The 15,831-nt window shown below is 73.8% G+C and carries 16 protein-coding genes; 1 reads left to right on the top strand and 15 read right to left on the bottom strand.

Annotated elements, in window-relative coordinates; genetic code table 11:
* Nucleotides 1-17: 17 nt before the first annotated feature.
* The 6 genes from CELF_RS20115 to CELF_RS00460 all read right to left on the bottom strand — a co-directional run bounded on the left by CELF_RS20115 (nt 18) and on the right by CELF_RS00460 (nt 5,554).
* Complete coding sequence (locus CELF_RS20115; RefSeq protein WP_013769276.1) at nt 18-1,052, bottom strand: hypothetical protein; 1,035 nt, start codon at nt 1,050-1,052, stop codon at nt 18-20.
* Nucleotides 1,049-2,254 carry an FtsX-like permease family protein gene (locus CELF_RS00480; protein ID WP_013769275.1) on the bottom strand — a complete coding sequence of 402 codons (1,206 nt, stop codon included), beginning with the start codon at nt 2,252-2,254 and terminating at the stop codon, nt 1,049-1,051. The genes CELF_RS20115 and CELF_RS00480 overlap by 4 nt, the downstream gene beginning before the upstream one ends.
* Nucleotides 2,251-2,910: an ABC transporter ATP-binding protein gene (locus CELF_RS00475; protein ID WP_013769274.1), complete on the bottom strand. Its 660-nt coding sequence runs from the start codon at nt 2,908-2,910 to the stop codon at nt 2,251-2,253. Before CELF_RS00475 ends, CELF_RS00480 begins: the two co-directional genes overlap by 4 nt.
* On the bottom strand, nt 2,907-4,526 hold the full coding sequence (locus CELF_RS00470; protein ID WP_126297628.1) for a hypothetical protein: 1,620 nt from the start codon (nt 4,524-4,526) through the stop codon (nt 2,907-2,909). Before CELF_RS00470 ends, CELF_RS00475 begins: the two co-directional genes overlap by 4 nt.
* Complete coding sequence (locus CELF_RS00465) at nt 4,517-5,002, bottom strand: hypothetical protein (RefSeq protein ID WP_013769272.1); 486 nt, start codon at nt 5,000-5,002, stop codon at nt 4,517-4,519. Before CELF_RS00465 ends, CELF_RS00470 begins: the two co-directional genes overlap by 10 nt.
* Before the next feature lie 240 nt (nt 5,003-5,242).
* Nucleotides 5,243-5,554, bottom strand: a complete 312-nt coding sequence (locus CELF_RS00460) for a DUF5808 domain-containing protein (RefSeq protein ID WP_013769271.1) — start codon at nt 5,552-5,554, stop codon at nt 5,243-5,245.
* Nucleotides 5,555-5,697: 143 nt separating this feature from the next.
* Here CELF_RS00460 and CELF_RS00455 point away from each other — a divergent pair, with 143 nt between their 5' ends.
* Nucleotides 5,698-6,228: a YqeB family protein gene (locus CELF_RS00455; RefSeq protein ID WP_126297626.1), complete on the top strand. Its 531-nt coding sequence runs from the start codon at nt 5,698-5,700 to the stop codon at nt 6,226-6,228.
* Nucleotides 6,229-6,263: 35 nt separating this feature from the next.
* Here CELF_RS00455 and CELF_RS00450 read toward each other — a convergent pair whose 3' ends face one another.
* The 9 genes from CELF_RS00450 to CELF_RS00410 form a co-directional block, all read right to left on the bottom strand.
* Complete coding sequence (locus tag CELF_RS00450) at nt 6,264-6,998, bottom strand: glycoside hydrolase family 16 protein (RefSeq protein ID WP_157457154.1); 735 nt, start codon at nt 6,996-6,998, stop codon at nt 6,264-6,266.
* A gap of 132 nt (nt 6,999-7,130) precedes the next feature.
* Nucleotides 7,131-8,525, bottom strand: a complete 1,395-nt coding sequence (locus CELF_RS00445; protein WP_013769268.1) for a glycoside hydrolase family 10 protein — start codon at nt 8,523-8,525, stop codon at nt 7,131-7,133.
* A 289-nt stretch (nt 8,526-8,814) separates the two neighbouring features.
* Nucleotides 8,815-9,252 (bottom strand): DUF3237 family protein, encoded by a 438-nt coding sequence (locus CELF_RS00440; RefSeq protein WP_013769267.1) that lies wholly within the window; start codon nt 9,250-9,252, stop codon nt 8,815-8,817.
* Between the two features lie 31 nt (nt 9,253-9,283).
* Nucleotides 9,284-10,177, bottom strand: a complete 894-nt coding sequence (locus tag CELF_RS00435) for a carbohydrate ABC transporter permease (RefSeq protein WP_013769266.1) — start codon at nt 10,175-10,177, stop codon at nt 9,284-9,286.
* Nucleotides 10,177-11,190: a carbohydrate ABC transporter permease gene (locus CELF_RS00430; protein WP_041553287.1), complete on the bottom strand. Its 1,014-nt coding sequence runs from the start codon at nt 11,188-11,190 to the stop codon at nt 10,177-10,179. The genes CELF_RS00435 and CELF_RS00430 overlap by 1 nt, the downstream gene beginning before the upstream one ends.
* A gap of 14 nt (nt 11,191-11,204) precedes the next feature.
* Complete coding sequence (locus tag CELF_RS00425) at nt 11,205-12,500, bottom strand: ABC transporter substrate-binding protein (RefSeq protein WP_013769264.1); 1,296 nt, start codon at nt 12,498-12,500, stop codon at nt 11,205-11,207.
* 213 nt (nt 12,501-12,713) lie between these two features.
* Entirely contained in the window at nt 12,714-13,733 is a 1,020-nt protein-coding gene (locus tag CELF_RS00420; RefSeq protein WP_013769263.1) for a LacI family DNA-binding transcriptional regulator, read from the bottom strand.
* A 144-nt stretch (nt 13,734-13,877) separates the two neighbouring features.
* Nucleotides 13,878-14,237, bottom strand: a complete 360-nt coding sequence (locus tag CELF_RS00415) for a RidA family protein (RefSeq protein WP_013769262.1) — start codon at nt 14,235-14,237, stop codon at nt 13,878-13,880.
* A 123-nt stretch (nt 14,238-14,360) separates the two neighbouring features.
* Nucleotides 14,361-15,686, bottom strand: a complete 1,326-nt coding sequence (locus tag CELF_RS00410; RefSeq protein WP_157457153.1) for a glycoside hydrolase family 3 N-terminal domain-containing protein — start codon at nt 15,684-15,686, stop codon at nt 14,361-14,363.
* Nucleotides 15,687-15,831 lie beyond the last annotated feature (145 nt).

Here is a 15,831-nt window from a genome sequence, read left to right as displayed (position 1 = left end):
CCTGCGCCGGCGCGCCGTCACCGGCTGCCCCACGCCGTCGACGACGGACCGGGCAGCCGCACGGAGGCGACCTCCCCGCTGCCGGGGTCACGCACCAGCACGGTCGTCGTCCCGAGCACCGCGACGAACCCGTCGGCGGTCAGCGCCAGACCGGCCACCGACTCGTCGCGCAGGGACGGGAAGGTCACCTCGTGCCCCGTGGAACGGTCGCGCACCGCCACGCCGGGCCCCCCGTCGATCGTGACGTCGTACGCGATCGCGTCCGGTGTGACGCTCACGAACGCGGTCGCGGGTCCGACCCGCTCGACACGCACGTCCACCGACCCGCCGTCCGGGAGCGCGATCGGGGCCGGCTCGGGCAGCGGCCCCTGCGCCGCCGCGGCCACGACCACCCCGTCCTGCGCCCAGGTGACCGCGCGGACGTCGACCGGTCCGAGGTCACGCCGCTCCACGGGGCCGGCGGTCCCGTCGAGCCCGACCGTCTGCAGGGCCAGCCGGCCCCCGCTCCACGAGGCGACGAGGAACCCGGCCCCGGGGCGGCCCGTCAGGGCTTGCGGAACCAGGCCGACCTCGACGTCGCCGAGGTCCTCGCCGTCGGCGAGCGATGCCCGCCGCAGGCGCGCACCGTCGCCGCCCAGCACGGGCAGCAGCGCCAGCACCGTGTCGCCCAGGCTCGCCGCCAACCCCGTGTCGATGCCCACCCCGGTCTCGCGCACGTCCGTCCCCGCCGCACCGACGGTGACGAAGGACGTCGTGGCGCCGGACCCGGACCAGCTCAGCACGGCGCCGCCGTCGGGCCCGACGCCGACGACCGACGATGCGTGCACGTCGCCGCGCCCCCGCAGCACCCGAGCCGTCGCCACCGCGGTGGGCTCGTCGACGTCGATGCCGACGACGACGGGCACCCCGTCCACGTCGGACACCGCAAACAGGTCCGCGCCCGGCAACGGCGTGAGCGGGACGTCCAGGGGCCTGCTGCATGCCGTGAGGGCGGCCACCAGGCCGAGGACCGCCGCACCACCGCGCCGCACGACACCGCCGCGGCGCCTCATGACAGCGACCTCAGGACCGAGACCACGTCGCGCGCCGCGGACCGGGTGATCGCGAGCGACGCGGCGAGCACGGTGAGGACGAGGAACACCAGCGGCACGAGCAGGTGCTGCGGCGCGATCTCCACCGGGCCCAGCTGGCCGTCGGCGATCCCCTCCCGGAGCGCGCCGCCCAGCAGCAGCCCCGCGCCGGCACCGACGACCGAACCGACCACCACGGCGCTCGTCACGACGATCCCGAGCTCCCCGAGCCACAGCCCGAGCACCCGCGCGGGTGACCAGCCGACCGAGCGCAGCACGCCGAGCTCGGACGTGCGCTGCCGCGCGAGCGAGGTCACGAGAACCCCGGCGCTCACCGCGCTGATCACCAGGAGCAGCCCGACGACGACGCCGCCAGCGGTGCGGATGAGGACGATGATGCCGGGCAGCGTCGCGAGCTCCTGGCTGCGCGAGACCGCCTGGAACCCCTGGCCCTGCAACGTGCGGGTGAGCTCCTCGACGTCCGTCCCCGCCGCCGCGACGACCGTCGCCTTGTCGTACCCCCCGACGGCCTCCACCCCGTCCTCCCCGACGCCCAGCCGGTCGAGGTAGAGGGGCTCGACGACCTCGAACGCGGCGTACGCGGCATCCGGTGCGTCCACCTGGTAGGTCGGGTCGCTCACCCCCGTCACGTGGAACGTGAGGTCCCGCGTCGTGCCGATGCCCTCGTCCAGCGCGACGGTGACCGTCAGGTCGACGTCGCGGCCGACGAGCGTCCGCAGGTCGAGCGAGCCGATCGTCGCCGGCAGCACCACGCCGGGCACTCCACGGTCGTCCTCTGCAGGCTCGAACGAGCCCGCCACGAGGGGCGGCCGGATCGCCGGGGTCAGCGCCACGAGGCTGAGGTCGCTGCCCGTGGTCCGCATCCCGGCGGTGACGCGCAGGAACGGTGACACGGACTCGACGCCGTCCTCGCCGCGCACCCCGTCGAGCGTGGCGGGCGTCAGGAGGGTCTGGGACGGGTAGAGCGTGATCTCCCGCAGCACGGCCGTCGCGTCGGCGTCCTGCGCGGTCTGGCGGTCCGCGTAGGACCCGAGCAGCAGCGCGAAGAGGCTGCCGGCACAGCTGATCGAGACGACGACGGCGAGGCTCACGTACCGCCCGCGCAGGCGTCGCACGCCCCCCACGACGAGATCCGTCCACGTGACGGTGTCCCGTGCGCTCACGGCGCTCCTTCCCCGGCGTCCATGCGGACGACCTCGTCGGCCCACGCCCAGGTGGCGGCGTCGTGCGTCGCGACGACGACGGACGCTCCCGCCTCGGCGAGCCCTCGCAGCGCGGCGCGGACGTGCCCTGCGGAGTCCTCGTCGAGGCTCGACGTCGGCTCGTCCGCCACGACGAGGGACGGACGCCGCACGACGGCCCGGCACACGGCGACCCGCTGCGCCTCGCCGCCGGACAGCGCACCGGGCAGCTTGTCCTGGTGCTCGGCGAGTCCCATGTCGGCGAGCAACCGGGTCGCGGTGCTGCGGGCGGTCCGCCGCCGGTCCGCCAGGAGCGGCAGCGCCACGTTCTCCACCGCCGTCAGGTGCTCGACGAGCACTCCCCGCTGGAACACCATGCCCACCTCCTGGCGTCCGACCCGTCCTCGCTCGCGCTCGGAGGTGCGGGCGAGGTCGCGGCCCCCGAACCACACGTGGCCCGAGGTCGGTCGCTGCAGCAGCGCGAGCACGGACAGGACGGTGGTCTTGCCGCTTCCCGACGGCCCGACGAGGGCCACGACCTTCCCGGGCTCGGTGGTGAGGTCCACGTCGCGGCAGGCGTCCACGCCACCCTGGGGTGTCGGGTACGTCACCGTCACCTGCTCGAGCCGCACGGTCATCGCGCCGGCTCCTCGGCGTCGGCGGCGCACACCCAGTACGTCGCGTACACGTCCACGACCCCGTCGCCAGGGGTGGTCGTGTAGAGGCCGGACAGGTCCGCCTCGGCACGGGCGCGCTCGATCGCGTCGACGAGCGGCGCCTCGTCCGTCAGGGTGCCGGGGAACCGGCGGGCGACCAGAAGGGCCTGCGCCACGGTCTGGGTCCCGTGCCGGCCGGGCTCGGACGCGACGGTGGTGATCGCGGACCGGACCTCCGCGGGGAGGTCGGTCGGCTCGAGCACGGCCGCGGCCTCGACCGCCGCAGCCGGTTCGAGCCCGCGGTAGAACGCGGGACCCACGTCCGCGTCCGCCACGTCGACGCCGAGGGCGTCGGCTGCGAGCTCGCAGACCCAGTGCCGACGCAGCGAGCCGAGGTCGACGGTGTCCTGCGCGCACCGGCGGACGGGCTCGGCGGACCGCTCGCTCTCCTCCTGCGTGAGCTCGACGCCCTGCAGGTACGCCGAGAGCGTCCACGTCGCGTGCCGCTCGTCGGGCCACTGCGCGACGTCGGCCGCCGTCGCCCGGAGCGTCTGCGCCGGCAGGCCGGACCACTCGACACCGACGCGGTGCGCGATCATCGCGGCGAACATGTCCTGCTCGGGGTTCGGCTGGTCGATCATCAGGACCGGCATCGTCCCGTCCTCGTCGAGGTGCTCCACCCACTCCCGGGCCACCGGCGCGTACGCGACCGGGTCGCCCCCCGCCGCGACGAACCCGCGCAGGCTGAAGGCCGACCACCACGGGTCGGACCACGACCAGGGCTGGGGCGCGAGCGCGGCGGCGTAGGCGTCACGCGGCACGTCCGCGGGCCATCCGACCTCGTCGAAGGCGAGCGCCTCACCGACTGTCGCCAGCAGCTCCTCCTCGTGCCGGGGCACCTGGGGCGCGGTCACGCCGGCACCGGACTCGGCGAGGCAGCCGCGCAGGGCGACCACCAGCGGCTCCTCCTGCTCGCCCGTCGCGGTCAGCGCCTGGACGGTGTGCACGAGCGTGTAGGCGTTCCCGTGGCACTCCTGCACCTGGTCGCGGGCCCAGGCGAGCGCGGCCGGAGGCAGGGCGTCCCCGAGCCCCGCCTGCTGGGCCGCCCACATCGACATCATCACGTCGGCAGCCGCACGGTCGTCCGGGGCGACGGCCAGGGCCGCCACGGCCTCCTCGGCCGCGGTGCGCTGGTCGGACGGCACCGGCAGCCCCGCGAGCACCGCGAAGTACGTGCTCCAGACGGGGGAGTACCGGGCGGACTCCGCGTCGAACGCCTCGGGGGCGGGGCTCAGCTCCGGAGCAGGCAGCCCGACCCGACGCAGGACGTCGCGCGTCCACGCGGTCATCTCGAGCGAGGTCTCGCCCTCGCGCACCGGGAGCTGCAGGCGGCCCTCCGGGTTGGTCAGGAGGGTGAGGCCCTGCTCCACGGCGGCGTCGTCGACGAAGCCGTCGTGCGCGTGCACCGACCGCTGCCACAGCAGGCCTGCGGCAGCGGCCGTCATGAGGAGCACCGCCCCCGCCCCCAGGAGCGCGAGGCGCCTCCTGGGGGCGGGGACGTTCACCCGCGAGGGTGCCGTGGTGGTGCTCAGAGCCACTTAGTCACGGTCGCGGTCGTGGACTTCGGCGTGCCGAAGTACGGGATGCTCGCGATCGCGAAGCTCGACCCGTTGATGTTCAGGTACAGCAGGTTCGTCACGGAGTTCGACCCGGCCAGGTCGCTGATCCACGTGTTCGTGTTCGTCCACTTGAGGCCGAAGTCCTTGTCGCTGGTCGTGGCGCCCGACGCGTTGCCCAGGCTCACGCCGACCCCGTTGACCCAGATCTTCACCTCGTTCGTGATCGACGAGGCCGTGCTCGGTCCGGAGCCGGAGCCGAGATACTTGGAGCTCGACGTCCAGTTGAAGTTGCGGCCGCTCTGGTTCTCGAGCCAGACGTTCGCCTGGAGGTAGCGCCCCCCAGGGTACGAGTAGCTGTTCGTCGCGGACACGGCCTGCGCCGGGATCGCCGCGGCCGCGAGGCCGACCGCGAGCACTGCCGCGGTGACGGCTGAGATGACACGCCTTTGCGTCACGAGTTTCCTCCACATGTCGAGGGAGACACCTGCGTCGTCCGGGCAGAGCTCCGCCCTCGCACTTTTCCCCCTGCAAGCCCGGGATCCCGGGTCGCGAGCACGCTACCAGCGACGACGCGGTAGTCATGCCTGTTTCTGACACGAGTATTGCCGTGATTGAGAATGCCATGACGCAGGCCGCACGACCGCGCCGAACCGGGCCCCGGCGCTCCGCCGACGCCCCCGCCTCGGGCGCACGGGTCAGTCGCCGGAGGCGACCCGCTCCCGCCCGAGGGCCACCACACGGCCGACGTTGACGGTCCAGCCGACGCCGAACACCTTCGGGCCGAGGACGTGCTCCGCCTCCGGGTCCCACAGGCGCGCGCGCACGCGCTCGAACGTCGGCAGCCGGAACTCGTACGGCACGAAGCCGACGACCTTCCCGTGCCACTGCCGCTCGTCCGCCGGCGTCCGCAGCTCCTTGACGAGCGCGGTCACCGCCAGCGCGATCGTGACGACCCGGACGATGCTCGGCAGGTCCGGCCGCCGCCGGCCCTCTCGTTCGTGGGACACCTGCGCCTCCTCACGTCGTGGTGAGGCCCATGATCCACCCGGCGACGCACCCGCGGGAGGGGGCCGTGAGGACGACCCGGCACCGGGCAGGATCCGCCGGAAGGGGGAGCCGTCGCTCCGCGGTCGCGACAATCATGGCGGCCGTGGACAAGTACTCCCGCGACCGCGACGCGACCCCACCCGCCGACGTCACGGTGCTGCGCGTGCCCAGCGACGACGTCGCGGTCACGTGGCTCCTGCTCGCAGGCGGCGGCGCCGGCCTCGGTGTGGCCGTCTACCTCTTGCGGGACTGGGCCCTGTCCCTGGCGTGGCTGCCGTTCCGGCCCGTCCTGGTCACGCTCGACGAGATCGCCGACTCCTGGGGGGCGTGGGGCCTCGTCGCGCTCGTCGCGCTCGGAGCGGGGGTCGGGGCCGCCTTCGCCTCCGACTGGCAGTCGAAGCAGCCGCGGCTCGAGGTCACGCGGGACGAGGTCGTCGTCGCGTACGCCAAGGGCGTGCGCCGCTACCGACGCGCGGACGTCCGCGAGGCGCTGCACGAGGGCGGCGCGCTCGTGCTGCTGGCCGCCGACGGGACCGACCTCGCACGCGTGTCGACCGAGGTCGCCGCGCGCGACCTCGCGGCGGCGTTCCGGGCGCACGGCTACGTGTGGACGGAGACGAGCCCGGGCGCCTGAGCCGCGCCCGTGACGTCACCCCGGGGCTCCCCGCCTCACGCGCGCAGCGTGACGGAACCCCCGCCACCGACGTCCAGCACACGCACGCGGTCGACCAGGAGCGTCGCCGGCAGCCGCAGCGCCGTCGCGTCGTTGCCGGGCCAGCGCCCGCCGACGGCGAGGTTGAGCAGCAGGTGGAAGCCGTGCCGGAACGGCCACGGGCCGGGGACGTCGTCGGGCGTGACGCGGTGGAAGACGACGCCGTCGAGGTCCCAGCGGATCTCGTCGTCGGACCACGTGACGGCGGAGGTGTGGAACGCGTCGGCCAGCGGGACGGACGCCTCGTGCGACGCGCCGACGCCACCGCCGACGCCCGCGTAGCCCGGCCCGTGGACCGTGCCGTGCACGGTGCGCGGCTGCGCGCCGACGTGCTCCACGACGTCGATCTCGCCGCACGCCGGCCACCCGACCTCGTCGAGGTCGTCGCCCAGCATCCAGAACGCGGACCACGTGCCGGCGCCGCGCGGCTGCCGCAGGCGCGCCTCGACGCGGCCGTTCCGCACGCTCAGCCGGTGGTGCGTGGTGAGCCGGGCGGACGTGATCTCGCCGTCGGGCTCACGGTGCGCGGTGATCGCCAGCCGGTGCTCGGGCGTGACGTGCGCGTTGCGCGGCGACGTCGTGTAGCGCTGCACCTGCTCGTCGCCCCAGCCGCCCGCGCCGGTCTCGTGCCGCCACACCTGCGGGTCGGGCGGCGACCCGGGCGGTCCGGCGAACTCGTCGGTCCACAGCACGCGAGGCTCCTGCGGCACGGCCCACCTCCCCGGTCGTGGACCGATGCTCGCGGCACGCCGGCCGGACGGCAAGACGTCGACGGGCGCGGCACCCCGAGGGAGGGTGCCGCGCCCGTCGCGCGCGTCAGCGGGTCAGGATGCCGCGCACGTGACGCTCGGCCACGTCCAGTTGCCGTTGTGCTGGACGGTGAAGCCGAACGACGTCGACTGCCCGGCCGCGAGCGCACCGCTGCCGCTGGGTCGCATCGTCATGACGTTGCCGCTCGAGTCCCACGTCGGGGAGCCGTTCCACGTCGCGATGATCTTCTGCGGCGACCGGACGGTCACGGTCGACTGCCAGCTGCTGATGTTCGTGGTGGCGCGGATGGTGACCGTGCCGTTGAACCGGTCGCCCCACTTCTGGCCCTCCGAGTAGGTGGCGGTGCAGCTCGGGCTGCCGCCGCCCGGGTTGGTCGGCGTGGGCGTCGGGGTCGGGTTGGTCGGGTTCGGCGTCGGGGTCGTCGTGCCGCCCGCGTTCAGCGCGTTGAGGACGCTCGTGTAGGCGGCCTTCTTGTTGCCCGAGCCGTCGAACAGCAGCGGGGTGCCCGAGGCGCGCCAGGAGTCGGTGTCACGCACGCCCCAGACGGTGATGCCGGTGCAGCGGGAGACCGCGAGGCAGGCCTGGACGACGCCCTGGTACTGCTGCGCCTGCGAGCTGCCGGAGCCCTCGATGTCGAGCTCGGTGATCTGCACGTCGACCCCGAGGTCGGCGAAGTTCTGCAGGGTCGTGTGGTAGTTCGACGGCACGGGGTTGCCGGAGTTGAAGTGCGCCTGGAAGCCGACGCAGTCGATCGGGACGCCGCGCGCCTTGAAGTCCTTGACCATGTTGTAGACGCCCTGCGTCTTGGCGTGGGACCAGTTGTCGGTGTTGTAGTCGTTGTAGCAGAGCTTCGCGTTCGGGTCGGCGGCGCGGGCGGCGCGGAACGCGGCCTCGATCCAGTCGTTGCCGGTGCGCTGCAGGTTGGAGTCGCGGCGGGCGCCCGAGGAGCCGTCGGCGTACGCCTCGTTGACGACGTCCCACGCGTAGATCTTGCCCCGGTAGTACGTGGCGACCTGGGTCACGTGGTTGAGCATCGCGTTGCGCAGGTCGGTGCCCGAGAGGTTCTGCATCCAGCCGGGCTGCTGCGAGTGCCACGCGAGCGCGTGGCCGCGGACCTGCTTGCCGTTCTGGCGGGCCCAGTTCACGATCCGGTCGCCGTTGGAGTAGCTGAACTGGCCACGGTTGGGCTCCGTGGCGTCCATCTTCATCTCGTTCTCGGCCGTGATCATGTTGAACTCGCGGTTCGCGATGCCGGTGTAGGTGCCGTCGCTCAGCCGGCTCGCGGCGATCGCGGTGCCGAAGTACCGGCCGCTCTCGGCGGCGGCGGCCTGCAGGGTGCTCCCCGCGGCGGCGGCCGGGACGGCGAGCGCCACTGCCAGCGTGGCGGCGGCGAGGCCTCCGACGGCGGCGGCGAGCCGGCCCCGGCGGTGGAGACGTGGGGTCGTCATCGAACCCTCCTTGGTGAGTGGGTGCATGTCGGCGGTGAACGCCGGGATGACACCCTCCCCGGCCCCCGGACGGCGATCAAGCAGTGGACCGGTCCAGAAAGTTGCGAAAGTCAATCCGAAACGATTAGGAACCCGTTTGGGTGACCTCCACCGATGGAGAGACGCGCGAACCGGCCCCTCCGCGCGCTCACAGGCAGGGTGGAGCCCTCCGTCGGACGGTCAGGACTCCGACAGTTTCGGACGCGAGAAGGGCGGCCCGCACCGTCGCGGACCGCCCTCCCCCACGTCGTCAGGCCTGCGCCACCCCGACGCGCAGCACCTCCACGCGCACCGACCGCAGCCGCCCGTGCTCGTCGGTCCGCGGCACGAGAAGACCCACGTGCACGCCCGTCCGCAGCTCCACGGGGCCGCCGTCGGCCAGGTCGAAGCGCGGCGTCGTGAGGATCGGCAGCCGCGGTGACGGCTCGTGCACCGCGGTGTTGACGACCGACACGACCGCCCCGTCCGACAGCCGCAGCTCGTAGCGCGCCCACAGCTCCGTCGAGCCGTCGCGCCGCTCGAGGTTCCAGTCGGCGCCGCCGGGCAGCACCTCGCCGGTCACGGTCCCGGAGACCGTGCCGCCCACCACGGGGATGACCCGCCGGTGGCCCGTCGGCGTCTCGCCCACGTCGACGACGTCGCCCAGCAGCGCGTCCACCGTCAGGACGTGCTCGCCCGTCAGCCGCACGGGTCCGCGCCCCGCCCCGCCACGCGCCGGGTCATCCCTTGACCGCCCCGGTCAGGCCGCCGACGATCCGCCGCTCGAACAGGCTGAAGAACACGAGCGCGGGCAGCATCGCCAGCGACGTGAACGCGAGCACCTTGGCGGTGTCGACCGAGTACTCGGACGCGAACGCCTGCACGCCGAGGGGCAGGGTGAACGTCTCCGCGTCGTTGAGGATGAACAGCGGCAGGAGATAGCTGTTCCAGCTGCCGATGAACGCCAGGATGCCGACCGTGATGACGCCGGGCAGCGACAGCGGCAGGACCATCCGCCAGAAGAACCCGAGCCGGCTGCACCCGTCGATCGCCGCCGCCTCCTGCAGCTCCGACGGGATCGCCCGCAGGAACGGCACGAGGATGATGACGGTCGTCGGCAGCGCGAACGCGATCTGCGGCAGGATCACGCCGCCGAGGTTGTTCATGAGCCCGAGCGTCCGGACCATGATGTACAGCGGCGTGATCGCGACCGTCATCGGGAACATCAGCCCCGCGGCGAACAGCGCGTACATCGCCCCGCGGCCGCGGAACGGGTACCGCGCGATCGCGAAGCTCGCCATGAGCCCCAGGGCGACGACACCGGCCGTCGTGACGCCCGCGGCGATCGCGGAGTTGAGGACCTGCTGCCAGAAGACGCTGCCCGTGAGCACGCCCACGTAGTTGTCGAGCAGCCACGGGTCGGGCAGCGCCGACGGGTCGGACGTGATCTGCGCGTTCGTCCGGAAGCCGCCGACGACGATGAACGCGACGGGCGCGAGCATCGCGACGACCAGCAGCGCCGCGAAGCCGTACACGGGCGGGCTGCCCCACGGCAGGCGCTGGCCGGCGCGACGGTTGCGGGTCCCGTCGCGCGGGACGACGACGCGCGTGGCGGCGAGGGTCGGGACGGCCATCAGCGCACACCTCCGGTCAGGGCGCCCTCGGTGTCGCGGCGCAGCACGTACCGCTGGTAGACGAGGGCCACGACGAGCGAGATGAGGAAGAGCACGACCGCGACGGCGTTGCCGAAGCCGTAGCTGCCGGCGTTGCGGCCGAACGAGACCATGTACGTCGCCATGGTCGAGGTGCCGGCGGTCGACGCGATGTACTGGCCCCAGATGATGTAGACGAGGTCGAACAGCTGCAGCGCGCCGATGATCGACAGGAACGCCCAGATGCGCATCGTCGGGCCCAGCAGCGGCAGCGTGATCCTCCGCTGCACCTGCCAGTACGACGCCCCGTCGATGGCCGCCGCCTCGTGCAGCTCCTCGGGGATGCCCTGGAGCCCCGCGAGGAAGAGGATCACGGCGAAGCCGATGTACTTCCACGTGATGATGCCCATGAGGGTCCAGATGGCGATGTCCGGGTCGGACAGCCACTCGTTCTGCAGACCCCCGAGCCCGACCTTCTCGAGCAGGTCATTGAGCGCGCCCGTGCTCTGCAGCATGAGGCTCCACCCGGTGCCGACGACGACCTCGGAGATGACGTACGGGACGAAGATCAGGACGCGGATGAGCGACTGCCCCCGCATCCGGCGGTTGAGCAGCAACGCGATGAGGATCGCCGCCGGCCCCTGCAGGACCAGGGAGAACACCACGATGAACGCGTTGTGCCGCAGGGCGTCGTGGAACAGCGGGTCGGCCAGGATCGTCCGGTAGTTCTGCAGCCCGACGAAGTCCGTCGGCGGCCCGTACCCCTCCCAGCGGAAGAACCCGTAGTAGCCCGCCATGAGCACGGGCACGATCACGAACGTCAGGAACACCACGAGCGCGGGGCCCGTGAGCACCGCGACCTCGAACCGCTCGCGCCACGTGCTGCCGCGGCGCCGCCGGCGCGGCGGGGACGACACGGTCGTGCCGTCCCCGCCGGCGCGCGAGCCCGCCGCCGAGGTCGTCGTGGGACGCGAGCTCTCGCGCATGTCGGTCATCCGCCCGACTGCCCCTACGCCTTCGCGGCGGCCGCGTTCACGGACTCGACGAGCCCCGCGGCGTCGCTCTTGCCCGCGAGCAGGTCGACGACCGCCACGTTGAGCGCGTTGCCGACGTTCTGGCCGTACACGGTGTCGAGCCACTGGGACACGTACGGCGCCGCGTTGTACGCCTCGAGCACGCTCTGCAGGTACGGCTCGGTGATGACGGCCTGCGCCTCGGTGTTCACCGGCGGCGCGTTGAACGCCTTGTAGTAGGCCTCCTGCACGTCCGTCTTCGCGATGAAGTTGAGGAAGTCCGCGCACTCCTGCTTCGGCGCCTTCGCGGAGCACGAGTACCCGTCGACGCCGCCGAGGATCGAGCCCGGCTCACCCTCGCCGCCCGGCACCTCCGGGAACGCGAACCAGTCGAGGTCGGGCAGCGGCTTCTCGTCCGGCGTGAGCGAGCCGATGACACCCGGGTTCCAGGCGCCCATGAGCTCCATCGCCGCCTGGTGGTTCGCCAGCAGGCCCGCCGACGAGCCCGCGCCCTGCTGGGCCGACGTCGTGAGGAAGCCCTCGTTGAACGGCTCCGTCGCCGCGAGCGCCTCGAGGTTCTCGGCCGCCTCGACCCAGCACGGGTCGTCGAACGTCATCGACTCGGCGGTGGCCTCGAGCGTGTCGGGGCTGCACGCGCGCAGCGCGAAGAAGTAGTACCAGTGGGCGGCGGGCCAGGCGTCCTTGGCGCCGAGCGCGATGGGCGCGACACCCGTGGACTTGAGCGCCTCGACGGCCGCGTCGAGGTCCTCGATCGTGGCGGGCGTCTGCGTGATGCCCGCGGCCGCGAACAGGTCCTTGCTGTACCAGATGCCGCCGGGGAGCACGGCGATCGGCATCGCGTACGTCTTGCCCTCGATCTGGTTCGCCTTGAAGGAGCCCTCGGGGATGAGGCCCTTCGTCTCGTCCGTGACCAGGTCGGTCAGGTCGAGCAGCTGCCCCGCGCGGACCATCGCGGCCATCTTGCCGCCGCCGCGCTGCAGGAAGACGTCCGGCGCGTCGCCCGAGTTGAGGGCCGTCTGCAGCTTGCCGTCGAGGTCCTCGTTCTGGATCGACTGCACCTTCACCGTGACGTCGGGGTTCTCCGCCATGAAGTCCGCGACCGTGTCGTCCCAGAACTGCTTGCCTGCGCCGGTCGACGCGTTGTGCCAGAACGTCAGCGTGACGCCCTCGCCCTCGTCGCCGCCGCCACCGTCGTCGTTGCTGCACGCCGCGAGTCCCGCCGCGCACACGAGCATCGCGGTCGACGCCGCGAGCACCGCCCTCATCTTCATCCGAGCTGCCTTCCTACTCGTCGTCGAGTGATGCAGCCGCGTCGCCGGGGACGACGCTGCGCGGACGCGCCCAGGGGCTCTTCGCCGATGAAGAATCCGCCTTCTTCACCGATGAAGGCCGACGTCCGGGCTACACCGTCGCAACGGTTTCGAGCCCTGTCAATCGTTCTCGACAACGTTTTAGCAACGGTCCCGGGGGCGCCGTCGCGGACGTCACGAGCGGCGCGGCGTGCTCTCGCGCTCGATCACGCGCATGTCCGCGACGTGCAGCACCGGCGCGCCCGGCGCCTCCCCGCGCGCCGCCGCCGCGAGCCGGCGGTCCAGCAGCGCGACCGCGTACTCCGCGATGTCGCGGCGGCCCGGGTCCACCGTCGTCAGGGCCGGCCGCGAGTACCGCGCGTCCTCGATGTCGTCGAACCCGACCACCGCCACGTCCCGCGGGATCGCCCGGCCACGCACCTGCAGCTCGTACATCGCGCCCAGCGCGAGCGCGTCGTTGAACGCGACGACGCCGTCCACCTCGACGCCCGTCTCCAGCACGTCCGCCATCGCCCGGGCACCGTTGCCGCGGTGCCAGCCGTCGTCCGCCCAGCCGAGCAGCCGCTCGTCGACCGCGAGGCCGCGGGCCGCGAGCGCCTCGGTGTACCCACGGAAGCGCAGCGTCGCCGAGCCCGCCGTCGGCGCGTGCAGCATCCCGATCACCGCGATGCTGCGCCGGCCCGCGTCGAGCAGCAGGTCCGTCGCGGCGCGCGCGCCCTCGACGTTGCGCATCGTCACGTGGTCGACCTTGTCGGAGAACATCTGCTCGCCCAGCAGCACGAGCGGGTAGCCGAGGTCCTCGAGCAGCCCCGCGTCGTCCTGCACGAGCGCCGCCGGGCTGAACAGCAGGCCGTCGACCAGCCGCCGCCGCGGCTCGCGCAGCGCGGCCAGCTCGCCCTCGCGCGTGAAGCCCGTCGGCGAGACGACGACCTGCAGGTCCCGCGCCCGCGCGGCGGCGAGGATCTCGTCCGCGAGCTCGCCGAAGTACGGCTGGCCCAGCTCCGGCACCGCGAGGCCCACGACCCCCGTGCGGCCGGACCGGAAGTTGCGGGCCGTCACGTTGATCTCGTACCCGAGCTCGTCGACCGCCGCCAGCACGCGCTCGCGCGTCGAGGGGCGGATGTACGGGTAGCCGCTCAGGACGTTCGAGACCGTCTTCGCCGAGACGCCCGCGCGCGCCGCGACGTCGGCCATCGTCGCCACCGCCACCCCCTCACGTCGTCGCCCCCGGGCCCACCGGACCGCGCGGACGGCCGCAATCTACCCCGGCCCGCCGCGTGCGACGGGGGCACGTCGGACCTGGCGCGGCCCGTCCTTGTCCCGGTGCCGCCCGGGTCGTCAGTCGCCCACGTACGCGACCGCGTCGACCATGACGAGGCACGCGGGGTCGAAGAAGTCGGTCGTCGCCGTCATGCGCGCCGGCGGCGCGTCGCCGAAGACCTCCCCGAACACGTCCCACGCGGCGCGGGTCTCGTCGGAGTACTCGCGCAGCCAGAGCGTCACCTGCACCACGTGCTCGAACCCGGCACCGGCGGCGCGGAGCGTCTCCCCCAGGGCGTGGAGCGTCGCGCGCGTCTGGTGCGCGTAGTCGCGGCGCTCGAACCCGCCGGCGTGGTGCGCGAGGAACAGGAAGCCACCGGCCCGCACCACGCTCGCGCAGGTGGGGTCGCCGACGTGGGAGGGCAGTCGCGTGATCACGCCCCCACGGTAGGACCGGGCACCCACAGCCGACGCGCGTCCGCCCAGGTCAGGTCTCCGAACGGGCCGGTCTGAGGCGCCCGGCCGGCCGGGCTCGCGGGGAGCATGGGCCCCCTGGGGGGCTCAGGGGGCGGCGGGGGTGACGGTCGGGGACGGCGCGGGGTCCGGCGGCGCGAACGCCGGCAGGGCCACCTCCCGGCACGACATCGCGACCGGGTCGCCGCCCGCGAGCGCCGTCACGCGGGCGGCCGCCTCCGCCAGCCGCTCGGACGGGAGCCGGCCCGAGCGCACCGCCTCCACGAGCGCGTCGCGCATCCGGACCGCCTGCGCGCCGTCCGTCGCGAGCACCGCGTCCGCCCCGGCGCCGACCGCGCGCACGGCAGCCTCCGGGAAGTCCCAGCGCAGGTTGACCGCGCCCATGCCCACGGAGTCGGTGATCGCGACCCCCTCGAAGCCCATGTCCCGCAGCAGCGCGTACGCGCGCGGGCTCAGGGACGCGGGCAGGTCCGGGTCGAGCGCCGCGTACTGCAGGTGGTTGAGCATCACGACGGGCGCGCCCGCGTCGACGGCCCGCTGGAACGGCAGCAGGTCGGTCGCCGTGAGGTGCTCGAGGGTCGCGTCGACGACGGACGAGCGCGTGTGGGAGTCGACCGTCGAGCGGCCGTGCCCCGGGAAGTGCTTGACGGTCGGGACGACGCCCGCGTCGTCGAGACCCGCGGCGAACGCGAGCCCGTACCGCGCGGCGCGCTCCGGGTCGGCGCTGAACGACCGGTCCCCGATCACCCCGGCCCACGGGCCGTCGTCGAGGTCGAGCACCGGCGCGAGGTCCACGTCGACGCCGATCTCGGCGAGCCGCTCACCGGTCGCCGCGGCCCGGGCCCGGACCTGCTCGGGCGTCTCCCGCGCGGCCATCCGCCGGGGCGACGGCCCCGGGCCGACGATCTCGCGCACGAGCGCGACCCGGCCCGACTCCTCGTCCGTCGTCACCAGCAGCGGCCGCGCCGACCGGGACCGCAGACCCTGCGTCAGCGCCGAGACCTGGTCGGCGGACGCGACGTTGCCCTCCGCCAGGAACACGCCCCCGACACCCAGCCCAGTCACCTCGACGGCCAGCGGGTCGTCCGCACGCGTCACCCCCGGCAGCCCGACGACGAGCACCGCGGCCGCCTGCTGCTCGACCGGTGCGGGGGTGCACGACGGCGTGGGGCTCGGCGTGGGTCGCGGGGCCGCGGCGCGCGCGTCGTCCGCAGCCGGGGTCGCCGGCGCGGCCTCCGGCGGGGCGTCGTCGCCGACGCTCACCGCGACCGCCGAGCCCGCGCCCAGGCACAGCACCGCGCTCACCGCAAGCGCGGCCGCACGCCCCCGGGCGCGCCACGGTGCCGGGCGCCCGTGCTGCGGCACGCGGTCCCCGGTCGGCGGTGCGTCGTCCCACGGAGCCGGCCTCGTCACCGGCGCAGGGTAGGTCGGCGTGCGCCGGTCGGCACGCCGGGCCGGCGGACGGCACCGACGCCCGCCGCGGGTGGGCCTGCCGCGCCGGGCGGGCCGCGGCCTAGGATCGCCCGCGTCGGCAGGGCTGCCGGCGCGACACCGGAGG

The sequence above is a fragment of the Cellulomonas fimi ATCC 484 genome (genome assembly GCF_000212695.1).
GTDB classification, from domain to species: Bacteria; Actinomycetota; Actinomycetes; order Actinomycetales; family Cellulomonadaceae; genus Cellulomonas; species Cellulomonas fimi.
This window is presented reverse-complemented; position numbering and strand designations above follow the sequence as displayed.